Consider the following 11,889-nt stretch of genomic DNA (forward strand, 5'->3'; position numbering starts at 1 on the left):
AGTGAGCACCTCATGTTTCCTTCAACGAAGTGCACGGCCCAATTTCGCAGCTATTTGTGAGGATACCCAAATTTGAGCTACCGGGTACTTCCGCTGGATATCATAATATCATTGGCTTAAGCCGTAATTTGTTCTACTTCGTGAATAATCCGGGTTAAAGGTCACAAAGGTCGGTAGTACAACTACCTCCCAACAAAATAGCAGGTTCTGGTTCTGCATAGGCCCCTAGTATTAACTATGCGTGCAGTCTGCGCAAGGTGCTCTTCAGCGGCGTCTTCATTTTTTAACGTGAGCAAGCACGCTTGCACGGCTATTTCCATCCATCGCCTTGCTGAAAAGAAAATATATCGGCGAGGTTAATCCGCGTCAGCCAGATAAAAAAAGGCATTGAAAGGTGGCTGTCGATTCCATATTGTCAATTGCCCTCGGAAAACAGGAATCTCCCGGATATAAATCGGGTTTTATTTCATACCTTCATAATTAATATAAAGTTGCTTGCACGTTAGGAGTGAAGCATTAAATGGAAGATCCGAATATAACTCAATAACCTGACGATATTGTTGTCTTTATCTGACATATGGGTTCTGCTGGCCGGCCTGGGGCTGTTCCTGTTCGGGATATACCTGATGGAAGATGCGATTAAAGCACTGGCCGGCCGTTCATTCAAGCAGTTTGTCCGGCGCTACACCAGCACGACCGCCCGCGCGGTATTGACGGGGCTCTCCACCACCTCTCTGCTGCAGAGCAGCTCCGCCATCATGCTGATGGTGCTGGCATTTGTCGGAGCCGGAGTTATGACGCTGCAGAACGCAGTAGGAGTGGTGCTGGGGGCCAACATCGGAACCACGATCACGGCCTGGATTGTAGCTGTTTTCGGCTTTAAGATAAGTATCGAAAGCATCGCCCTGCCGATTATTGCGCTGGGAGGAATCGGATTGATTTTTTCCACGGAAAAGCCACGCTTGCGGAGCACAAGCAAGCTGCTGCTTGGGTTCGGCCTGCTTTTTCACGGGCTGGACTATATGAAGGGAGGCGTTGAACAGCTTACCACCCTGTTTGACATCGAGTTGATAGCGGGGGTGGGGATGTGGCTTTTTGTTTTTGCCGGAGTTCTGCTGACCGCCCTGATGCAGTCCAGCTCAGCCACTATCGCCATTGTGCTGGCCGCCATAAGTACGGAGCTGATCGAATTCAGGGCCGGGGCGGCCATGGTCATCGGCGCTAATGTGGGAACGACCGTAACCGTAATATTAGGGGCCCTGGGTGGGATCCAGATCAAAAAGAAAGTGGCCTGCGTACACCTTCTTTTTAATGTGTTAACCGCGGTGGCAGCCCTGCTGCTGTTGTCACCGCTGGTTTGGGTTATTGAAGTTGGACTCGGATGGCGCCAGCAGGTTGTGCTGGGTATCGCCCTGTTCCACACCCTTTTTAACTTGATCGGGCTGGTCCTGTTTATACCTCTGATCTCATCGGTCGCGAGCCTGGTGGACCGCCTGTTTCCGGAACCGGTGCATACGTTCACGCACTACATACAGAATACTCCTCCGGAAGTTTCTGATGCGGCGTTGACGGCGTTCAACAAGGAGATCCTCCATCAATACAAGGAGTCACGGAACTTTCTCGTCAAGCTGTACGAGCTGGAGAAATGTCCACCGCTTCAGCATACCACCCCGTCACCGGCGGATCACGCATTTACGGGGTCAATCGGTGAGTTCTATCTTCGTTTGAAACAGCTGCACGGAGAAATATTTGATTACTACGCCCGGATATCTGCTGCTGAGCTGGAGAACGAGGAGTCGAAGCTGCTGGATCATTACCTCCGTTCAAGCCGGAGTATAATGAATGCGGCTAAAAACTTGAAGGATATTAAAAGTGAACTCGACGAGTTTTCCCTGGCGGAGAGTTCTTTTCTCGGCAATGCACCAGCGCAGTTTCAGTCGCGGCTCGTGGAGTTTATCCTGGCTCTCGATGCTCTCTTTAAGGAACCTGAGAAAAATACAACAGAAATTTCAAAAACTTTAAACAGTACATTTATTAAAGTTGAGGAGCAGGATCGCCTGTTTATACGTGAGAGCTCCGAGGCGATACGAAGAGGAGCGCTTGATGATGTCAAAGCAACCAGCCTGCTGATGGCAAACCGGCTGTTTACCCAGTCTTGCCGGATGATCCTGCTGAGCCTGCGCAGCTTGCTGCTGGCCGATATTTCGGAAGAGGAGAGCAGCAAGCGGTATGTTGGCACGCCCCGGTCGGCAAACGCGCGCATCAGTGCCGGAACAGATTTCGACCAGCTGTAAAGATTATCATTTTCGCTCTTTGCCTTTGCGGGCTAAAACTACTAACTTTCGCCGCTTCAGATGGACAGATACATTCTTGCCCTTACCCCGGTAAGAAGAGTTAACACCGAAAGACAGAGAAGCTTTTTTAAAATTTTAACCATATCAACAATTGATAAGTAAATGAATAAAGGAACCGTTGCACAAGTTATTGGGCCGGTCGTCGACGTAGACTTTGATCAGGGAGAGATTCCCCCGGTTCTAAACGCCCTGTATATTGATCGTGAAGATGGATCGAAATTGTACCTGGAAGTAGCACAACATCTCGGTGAAAATCGCGTGCGTACCATCGCAATGGACAGTACGGATGGTCTGGTGCGAGAGATGGAAGTCGTTGACACGGGTGATCCTATCTCGATGCCGGTTGGCGAAGATATCAAAGGACGACTTTTCAACCTTGTGGGAGAGCCCATCGACGGGCTTGAGCCTCCCAAGGGAGATAAGCGGTACCCTATTCACCGATCAGCCCCGAGCTTTGAAGATCTTGCGACCTCGACGGAGATGCTCGAGACCGGGATCAAGGTTATTGATCTTCTATGCCCGTATGCCAAAGGGGGGAAGACCGGCCTGTTCGGAGGTGCCGGTGTGGGGAAGACGGTTCTCATCCAGGAATTGATTAACAACGTGGCCAAAGGGCACGGCGGACTCTCGGTATTTGCCGGGGTTGGGGAGCGTACGCGCGAGGGAAATGACCTGATGCGCGAGATGCTCGAGGCCGGAATTATCGATTACGGGAAAGAATTTAACGAGTCGATGGAAGAGGGCAATTGGGACCTGGATAAGGTGGACATGGAAAAGCTGAAGGATTCCAAGGCCAGTTTCGTGTTCGGGCAGATGAACGAACCGCCCGGGGCACGCGCCCGTGTTGCACTTTCGGGATTGACTATTGCCGAGTATTTCAGGGATGAAGTTTCCCGCGATATCCTTTTCTTTATTGACAACATCTTCCGGTTTACCCAGGCGGGCTCCGAAGTATCGGCTCTGCTGGGACGAATGCCGTCAGCGGTGGGATATCAGCCGACGCTGGCTACTGAGATGGGCGACCTGCAGGAGCGGATTACCTCTACCAAGAATGGGTCTATTACTTCCGTACAGGCGGTATATGTACCGGCCGATGACCTGACAGACCCCGCACCCGCAACAACGTTCGCTCACCTTGATGCTACAACCGTACTGAGCCGCGCACTCACACAGATCGGTATCTATCCTGCGGTGGATCCGCTGGATTCCTCTTCGCGAATTCTGGATCCCAAAATTGTTGGAGAAGAGCATTACGATACCGCCCAGCGTGTTATCGAAATTCTGCAAAAGTACAAGGATCTGCAGGATATTATCGCCATTCTGGGTATGGATGAGCTTTCGGACGAAGACAAGACGACCGTTGCCCGCGCACGTCGCGTACAGCGTTTCCTCAGTCAGCCGTTCTTCGTGGCCGAGCAGTTTACCGGCCAACCGGGGAAATACATGAATATTGAAGACACGGTAAAAGGCTTCAAGAAAATTCTGAATGGTGAACTCGATCACCTGCCGGAAAATGCGTTTCACCTCGTTGGCACCATCGAGGAAGCCGAAGAGAAAGGTGAGCGCCTGCTCGAAGAAGCCGAAGCAGAAGCCGCTGAATAGAACAAAATTCCAAACCTCCGGGTTGTCAAAAGCCCGGAGGTTTTATTTAAATTCCATCTTTTGATTTTGATATGAATAATTTTGAAGCACAAATTCTAACGCCTGAAGGCTCAGTGTTCGATGATCAGGTGACCGGCGTACAGGTGCCTGGTGCATTAGGTAGTTTTGAGATTAAGACGCTGCATGCCAGCATCATCTCCACACTCAAAACCGGCCGTATCCTGGTCCGTAAAGCTGACGGCGGGGAACAATATTTTGCGGTAAGCGGGGGATTCGTTGAGGTACACGACAACAAGCTAACTCTCCTGGCTGAAGCGGCTGAACCTGTTGACAAGATTGATATAGAGCGTGCCAGGGCTGCCAAGGAACGGGCAAAAGAACGCCTTGAGTCGGATAAGGATTCCATCGACAAAGAGCGGGCCCGAAAAGCGCTGGAACGAGCTGAAAACCGAATTAAACTGGCAGCCAATTTTTCGGTTACAACGCAGTAGCTTTCAGGTGCTAAAAAGCTTATCTAAAGGAGCTTCCGCAACGGGGGCTCCTTTTTTTGTTGATCCTGGCTGCGTGGCAAAAAATCCTAAACCTCCACTTCAGCCGCGTCCAATTCGGATAGCCCGTTAAAGATAATATTGCTCAAATTCCAGCACCTGCAACCTGCAACCGGTCACCTACCCCTACCAGCCAATACGTCCCTTTTTCTCCCCTTTGACGGGCTGGATATTCGTTTCATCCGAATTATAGAGTAGCGATTCACTAAACCCGGCGGGCGGCTCAAACGCCTCGTAGCTCCAGTTGACTTCGGGATCATTCTTGGCAGCGTTAATAAAGGTTCCTACAATGGGCAGGGCTGTACGCGCACCCTGACCGATACTGTAACTGATGTCGTTCCGGAACCGGATTTTTCGATCCTCTCCGCCCACCCATGCACCCATGACTATGTGGGGCATCATGGCGACAAACCAGTTGTCTGCAGCGTCCTGGCTGGTACCGGTTTTGCCGGCGACATCCTGGGTTACTCCATAGCTGTTTCGCAGGCGCACGCCCGTTCCATATCCCCAGTCGCCCCCACGGATAACGCCCCGCATCATATCAATCATGATATAGGCCGTTTCGGGACTGATCACTTCTTCAGGATAATTGGAATGATATTCTTCCAGTATATTTCCTTCCTTGTCCTCAATACGGGTGATGGCGATAGGTTTAAAATGAACGCCCTGGTGGGCAAAAGTCGTATAGGCGCTGACAAGGTCAAGCAGTGATACCCGGGCCGTACCCAGGGCAATGGAGGGGTATGCCTCGACACCGGACATATCTATTCCCATATTTTGAGCCATCGATTTTATTTTTTGGGCGCCGGACTCCAGGTCTTCCAGTTTGTTGGTGTTGGGATGGCCTGAGATCTCTGGCAGCAGCCGCACCGTAACATTGTTCAGGCTGCGGGCCAATCCCTGGCGCAGGGGCAACATTTCAGGACCTGCCGGCACAGAGGGATCTTTCGGAGCCCAAACGCGACCCGAGCGGTCATAAAATTTGGTCGGGTATTTCAAAAATTTGTGGTATGGCCGATACCCGTTGTCAATGGCAACGGCGTAAACAAACGGCTTGAACGTGGAACCCGCCTGCCGTTTTGACTGATATACGTGATCAAACTGCACATTCCCGTAATCATAGCCGCCCACCCAGGTCAAAATATTTCCGTTATTGGGATTTATGGAAACAAAACCGGCCTGCAGGCGCGTGCTTACCCGCTTGACGGAATCCACAAAAGCGCTGTCGGCCATCAGGGTTTCAAAGACCACCGATTCCTGGTTGGTATTCAGTTTTGAAAAGGCATTTTTATAACGGTCGGTCTCGCGGATAAAATCCTGCAGGAATTTGGGATATCTCTTCCAGTAGATATCCATATAATCGCCACCGGGGGAGGTCCACTCATCCACAAAAATTGTCTGCAGCGAATCAAGCTTCTGCTTCAGGGCCTGCTCGGCATGCATCTGCAGGCGCGAATCGATCGTGGTGTGGATGGTTAGGCCGTCTGTGTAAAGGTCATACCCGTTTTCCCGGGTCCAGTCCATTATCTGCTGGCGAATATATTCCCCGAAATAGCGGCTCTCACGTCCCGACTTTGAGGGGGGATGATAATTCAGGGAGATCGGTTCTTCAGAAAGTTTATTGAATACCTCCTGGCTGATAAAGTCACGTTTCATCATTTGAAAAAGCACCGTGTTCCTGCGCTGCTGAGACCGCTCAGGAAATAACCGCGGGTTGTAGGCGTACACGGCATTGACCGAACCCACCAGGGTAGCGGCCTCGGAGATAGTAAGATCTTTGGCGGTTTTGCCATAGTGGGTTTCGGCCGCCACTTCAATACCCATGGCGCTGTTGCTGTATTCCACCGTGTTGAGGTACATCTCGATGATTTCGCGCTTGGTATAGTTCTGTTCAAGCTGGATCGCCGTTATCATCTCGCGCAGCTTCCGGATAACGGAAAACTCACGGCCAATTTTTTTGTAGAGGTTTCTTGCCAACTGCTGGGTCAGGGTGGATCCGCCCTGGATGTCGCCAATCCCCAAACCGGCGCGAACAAGGTGGTAGGGGATGGCCAACGTCCGGACCATGTCGATTCCCCAGTGGTCATAAAAACGGTGATCTTCTACGGCAACGAGGGCGTTAACTACATGGGGGGAGATCTCTTCCAGCGGTACCCAGCGCCGGTTTTCGGTGAAATACTTGTCCAGAACAACCCCGTCACGGCTTTTGACCAGGGAAGCGATCGCTGTGTCTGGATTTTCCAGCTGGTCGATAGAGGGCAATCCCTGGAAAAGGTAGTAGGTGAACGCGGCACCCACGAGGAAAAGCACGGAGAACAGTATGGCCGCCGCACGCACAATTTTTTGGCGGGCTATGGATGTTTTGTTTCCGGGACCGTCCTGGTCTTCCGCCTGTTGTTGTTTTCGCTCCTCAATAATTTTTCGGCGATATTCCGGATCATTAAAATATCGATCCATTTCATCGCCGTTGTAACTCGAATCACTCATGTTGGTTTTCTGCCGTATAAAAATTATTCAGTTGTCTTGATGCGTCGTTCCAGACAACGATATTTAAGCCTTCGTTATTATATAACGCCATCGTTCTGTGTTTATAGAAAGTACCCAAATTTAAAAAGGTTCCGAAGTTAAATTCTTTTTTCCGGGGCAAATGATCGTGACCGCAGATGATTATGTCCGTGTTGGTCGTCTTCAAGTTCTGCCTGCCCCAACGATTCAAGGTGCTCTCATCTTCCCGGAGAGAGCCAAAGCGTCGGTTAAGCCGTGAAAACCATTTCATCACCCACAACCCCGCCCGGGGCGCCAGCAGGGTTTGATAAAAAGAGATGAACGTTTTGTTCCGCAACAGCCGGTGCAGGGGAGGGCGAAGCAGCTCACCACTCTCGTTCGGGATGCCGTCGCCATGGAGCAACAGCAGGTTCCGGCCCCGGATCTTCAGCGTCTTGTATTCCGGTTCCAGCGTAAAACCGATCTCCTCAAAATAGGACCGGGTCCAGTTGTCGTGATTTCCCGTTATATACAAGGTCGGCCCAAGCTCGTTGTTATATTCTCTAAACCGCTCGTTGACTTTTTTACCCAGTTCAGGGACGTGGCCCGGGAACTCCATCCAATAGTCAAAAAGATCGCCGAGGATAAATATTTTTATCCCGTTGGACTGGCAGTGGTCGATGAGGCGAATCAGCTGCCGCTCCAGCTCCCGGTTTTCATTTTCCGCAAAGCCTCCCAGGTGGACATCTGAAAGGAACAACAGGGGTCGTGCGGCGGTTTCAGGCGGTTGCATTATGCCGGGTCTACCGCTTTCGTTTGACAATGAACTGGATCAGGTCCCGGAAGGCATCGCGGTCGGGACTTTCCGGCAGGGTGGAGAGCTTGTCTACAGCACGCGAGGCGTAATTATCCATGATGGCACGGGCGTATTCAATACCGCCTTTTTCGTGTACAAAGGAGACAATATCTTCAATCTCCTGATCCTTCTTTTTGCGCTTGCGCATGAGGTAACGGATGCGGGTCCGTTCGGCCAGTGAGGCGTTTTCCAGCGCCTTGATCAGCGGGAGGGTAACCTTGCGCTCCTTGATATCGTTTCGGCGCGGCTTGCCCACGTCGTCGATACCGTAATCAAATAGGTCATCCCGTATCTGGAAGGCGGTGCCTACGCACATCCCGATATCGTGCATTTTCTGGTGCATTTCGGGATCCTCGCTCGTGGAGATCGCACCGCACTCGCAACAAGAGGCAATAAGGCTGGCGGTTTTCTCGGAGATCACCTTGAAATAATACTCCTCTGTCATGTTGAAAAGTCGGGCGGCCTTAAACTGGCGCAACTCGCCTTCACTCATGCTTTTTACCGCTTCTGAGAGTACTTTCAACAGTTTGAATTCATCGTTGTCCAGCGCAATCAGCAATCCCTTCGAGAGGAGGAAATCTCCCAGCAGTACTCCCGCTTTGTTCTTCCACACCTTGTTGATACTCAGAAAACCGCGCCGGGTATCGGCCTCATCGACTACATCGTCATGGATGAGGGTGGCGGTGTGGAGCAGCTCTATCATCGTAGCGGCCACGTAGCTGCGCTCATTTACCTCACCGAACAGGCGTGCCGACATGAATACAAGCGTGGGGCGGATCTCTTTTCCTTTCTGTCGGAGCAGATAATCCACTATCTTGTCGAGTAAGAACACATCGGTTCGGAGCGCCTTTTTGTAAAAAGAGCGAAATTCACTGAGCGGTTTAGACACAGGGCTGGTTATTTCAGCCAGTGTTTTTCTGCCTCGCCGCTTGAACGATGTTGCCTGATCTAATTGTGTTTCAATCATTTAGGAATTTAAGTAGCTTGAAAAATTCATCACTTAAATTAGCTTGAAATTTAAAGAATATTAAGGTTTTATACTCCTCGCTTTGAAGTTGTGAGTATAATAAATTTTGAGCGGTCTGTTGGCGAATATATTTTGCCTCTGAAACGACACTAATTTAACTATTTACGAAAGGTTCTCATGTTGAATATTGATATTGCGAAGGCTCGGTCATTCCTCTCAGACAACGAATTTGACGAAGCTGTGGGCCGGGCGAAGGAAAGTTTTGAACTGGTGCAGTCCGGCCGGGGAGAAGGAGCCGAAATGCTGGGTTGGCGCACCCTGCTGTCCGATCCCAATGATGCGGAGCTGGAGCAGATCGAAACGCTGGCCGGCCAGATCCGTGCGGATGCCGATGTGTTTGTTGCCTGTGGAATCGGGGGGTCATACTTGGGGGCTCGTGCGGTTATCGATGCCCTTACCGGTTTTTTTGGCAGCGACGGGCCGGAAGTGATCTTTGCCGGCCACCACATCAGCGGTAAATACCTGAACCAGTTGATTGAGTACCTGGAGCAACCCAACGAAGAGGGAGACCCCAAGAGCGTGTATGTAAATGTGATTTCGAAGTCGGGCAGTACGCTGGAGACCGCCCTTTCCTTCCGGGTACTCCGGAAGTGGATACACGAGCAGTATGACCAGCCGGAAGATCGCATAATCTGTACGACCAGCCGGCAGGGCGGGGTGCTGAATCCGCTGGTGGATGAGTACGGTTACCACAAGTTCGTGATTCCCGATGGGGTGGGCGGGCGCTTTTCGGTATTGACGCCGGTGGGCCTTCTGCCTGTTGCAGCGGCGGGCATCGACATCAAAGCCCTGGTTTACGGGGCGGTTTCTAAATACAGGGAAATCGAGGAAGATCCGGTCGATGCCATCCGTTATGCCGCCGCCCGTTACGCGCTGTACAAAAGCGGTAAGGATATTGAGGTGATCACATCGTTTGAACCGGAGCTGCAGTACATGGGCCGCTGGATGCAGCAGCTGCTGGCCGAGAGCGAAGCGAAGGATGGAGAGGGGCTGTTTCCCACCGTTTCCACATATTCCACCGATCTGCACTCCCTGGGCCAACTGATCCAGCAGGGAAAACGGAATTTGCTCGAAACGTTTCTCGTCGTTAAAAATGCGGGAGTAAGCAAAACGATTGAATCGTCAGATAAAAATATCGATGGACTCGAATACCTGGCGGGCAAGACGTTTCACGATATAAACAGCAAAGCCCTGGAGGGAACCATTGAAGCTCATACCCGGGGAGACGTTCCCTGCATAAAACTGATTATGGATAAGCTCAATGCCCGGAATATCGGTGCATTTATCTATCTGCTGGAAGTCGTCACGGCTATCTATTGTTACAGTCTCGGGGTAAATCCCTTTAATCAGCCCGGCGTGGAGGATTACAAAAGTGCCATGTATAAACTCCTGGGCAAATAGTGGGAGGTGTTGCAGGTTGCAGGTTGAATGTTAAATGTTGAAGGTTGAAGGTTGTCCACTAACCTGTAACCTGTAACCTGTAACCTGTAACCTTCAACCTGCAACATGTAACCTGCAACCACCCCAACGAGGCTGTTTAATAATTACTATGACTTCCTGCTAAATATAAATATGCTAAAGAGGTTTAATTCATGACTGAGGAAGCGAAATTCGGCAATGACAAGCTGAAATTTATTGCCATTGCGGGGAATATCGGTGCGGGCAAATCTTCGCTGACGCAGCTGCTCTCCAGGCATTTTGACTGGGAAGCATTTTTTGAGTCGGTCGACAACAACCCCTATTTGTCGGATTTTTATGATGACATGCGCCGGTGGAGTTTTAACCTGCAGATCTATTTTTTGTCCAGCCGGTTTCGCCATCATAAAAAAATGATCGACCAGGGCAAAAACTTTGTTCAGGACCGTACCATCTACGAAGATGTGGAAATATTTGCCAAAAACCTGCATGACATGGGACTGATGAGCGACCGTGATTTCAATAACTACCAGGTTCTGTTCCATGAGATGACAAGCTACCTTCGTCCACCCGACCTGCTGGTTTACCTGCGCGCGCAGGTTCCGACTCTGGTACAGCAGATCCAGGCACGGGGACGCGATTACGAGAGCTCTATTCGGATCGAATATCTGGAACGGCTGAATCGTTTATATGAAGACTGGATCGATGAGTACCCACACGAAAAGCTTATTATAGACACTGATGACATCGATTTTGTGAATGACCAGGAAGATCTGGGGAGGGTTATCGAGCTTGTTGAGCAGCGGATGTTTGGGTTGTTTAATGAATTGCAGTAAAAGGCAATAATTCATAACTTTGCCAGCTATTGTGGATAAGGAAAAACTAGAGTTCAAAATTGTTGAAATTCCGGAAGGCTCCAGCGAACGCACGCTCGGGCTCGACCGTGAAGATCTGGATCTGGGCGATTACCCCTTTTTGGGAGGGAGTATAGATCTGTCCTTCTACCGGACGCTCCATTTTATCCGCGTCGATTTTACGGTCGATTCCGATATCGAACTTGTTTGCGACCGTTCGCTGGAGCCCTTTGAATATCCTATAAAAGCGGACTATGAAGTGCTCTTTAAAGTAGATGTGAAGGAAGAGACCGAGACCGAAGAAGGAGCTGTTCGACGGTTCAACTTCAGTTCAAACACATTGAATATTGAAGAGGAAGTCCGCGACACGATTTTGCTCAATATTCCCATAAAAAAATTACATCCTAAATACCTGGATGAGCAGGGAAATCCCCGCGATTTCCAGGAAAAGTCGTTTGGAGACCTGAAAGAGGAGGAAGAGGATTCCGAACTGGCCGATCCCCGCTGGGAAAAACTGAAGAAACTTAAAGACAACTAACGAAAACATTATTAGATAAATGGCACATCCAAAGCGTAGAACATCCAAATCGCGTAGAAATAAACGGCGCTCTCACCACAAAGTGACCGAACCAACCCTGGCGGAATGTTCCAACTGTGGTGCCTACCACCGTTATCACCACGTTTGCCCGGAATGCGGTTATTACCGCGGGCGGCAGGTACTAAATGTAGAGCAATAATCACTCCAGAT

General features: G+C 50.4%; 10 protein-coding genes. 7 read left to right on the top strand and 3 right to left on the bottom strand.

Features of this window, described 5'->3' with window-relative positions:
* Positions 1-560: 560 nt before the first annotated feature.
* The 3 genes from ACG2E4_RS13740 (at position 561) to ACG2E4_RS13750 (ending at position 4,447) form a co-directional block, all read left to right on the top strand.
* Complete coding sequence (locus tag ACG2E4_RS13740) at positions 561-2,294, top strand: Na/Pi cotransporter family protein (RefSeq protein WP_395276908.1); 1,734 nt, start codon at positions 561-563, stop codon at positions 2,292-2,294.
* A 162-nt stretch (positions 2,295-2,456) separates the two neighbouring features.
* Complete coding sequence (gene atpD / locus ACG2E4_RS13745) at positions 2,457-3,956, top strand: F0F1 ATP synthase subunit beta (RefSeq protein WP_395261764.1); 1,500 nt, start codon at positions 2,457-2,459, stop codon at positions 3,954-3,956.
* A gap of 71 nt (positions 3,957-4,027) precedes the next feature.
* Positions 4,028-4,447: a F0F1 ATP synthase subunit epsilon gene (locus tag ACG2E4_RS13750; RefSeq protein ID WP_395261765.1), complete on the top strand. Its 420-nt coding sequence runs from the start codon at positions 4,028-4,030 to the stop codon at positions 4,445-4,447.
* 183 nt (positions 4,448-4,630) lie between these two features.
* On the opposite strand, the gene ACG2E4_RS13755 is transcribed toward ACG2E4_RS13750, so the two are convergent.
* Genes ACG2E4_RS13755 through ACG2E4_RS13765 form a run of 3 tightly spaced genes read right to left on the bottom strand, consistent with a single transcriptional unit; the run spans position 4,631 to position 8,733 of the window.
* On the bottom strand, positions 4,631-6,991 hold the full coding sequence (locus tag ACG2E4_RS13755; protein WP_395261766.1) for a penicillin-binding protein 1A: 2,361 nt from the start codon (positions 6,989-6,991) through the stop codon (positions 4,631-4,633).
* Positions 6,984-7,781 carry a UDP-2,3-diacylglucosamine diphosphatase gene (locus ACG2E4_RS13760; RefSeq protein ID WP_395261767.1) on the bottom strand — a complete coding sequence of 266 codons (798 nt, stop codon included), beginning with the start codon at positions 7,779-7,781 and terminating at the stop codon, positions 6,984-6,986. The genes ACG2E4_RS13755 and ACG2E4_RS13760 overlap by 8 nt, the downstream gene beginning before the upstream one ends.
* 10 nt (positions 7,782-7,791) lie before the next feature.
* Entirely contained in the window at positions 7,792-8,733 is a 942-nt protein-coding gene (locus ACG2E4_RS13765; RefSeq protein ID WP_395261768.1) for a polyprenyl synthetase family protein, read from the bottom strand.
* Between the two features lie 255 nt (positions 8,734-8,988).
* Here ACG2E4_RS13765 and ACG2E4_RS13770 point away from each other — a divergent pair, with 255 nt between their 5' ends.
* From ACG2E4_RS13770 to rpmF, 4 genes are all read left to right on the top strand, one after another.
* Positions 8,989-10,272 carry a glucose-6-phosphate isomerase gene (locus ACG2E4_RS13770; protein ID WP_395261769.1) on the top strand — a complete coding sequence of 428 codons (1,284 nt, stop codon included), beginning with the start codon at positions 8,989-8,991 and terminating at the stop codon, positions 10,270-10,272.
* Positions 10,273-10,463: 191 nt separating this feature from the next.
* Entirely contained in the window at positions 10,464-11,123 is a 660-nt protein-coding gene (locus ACG2E4_RS13775) for a deoxynucleoside kinase (RefSeq protein ID WP_395261770.1), read from the top strand.
* Between the two features lie 31 nt (positions 11,124-11,154).
* Positions 11,155-11,679, top strand: a complete 525-nt coding sequence (locus ACG2E4_RS13780) for a YceD family protein (protein ID WP_395261771.1) — start codon at positions 11,155-11,157, stop codon at positions 11,677-11,679.
* Positions 11,680-11,698: 19 nt separating this feature from the next.
* Positions 11,699-11,878: a 50S ribosomal protein L32 gene (gene rpmF, locus ACG2E4_RS13785; protein ID WP_395261772.1), complete on the top strand. Its 180-nt coding sequence runs from the start codon at positions 11,699-11,701 to the stop codon at positions 11,876-11,878.
* Positions 11,879-11,889 lie beyond the last annotated feature (11 nt).

This window comes from Halalkalibaculum sp. DA384 (genome assembly GCF_043951955.1).
GTDB lineage: Bacteria > Bacteroidota > Rhodothermia > Balneolales > Balneolaceae > JAMQKA01.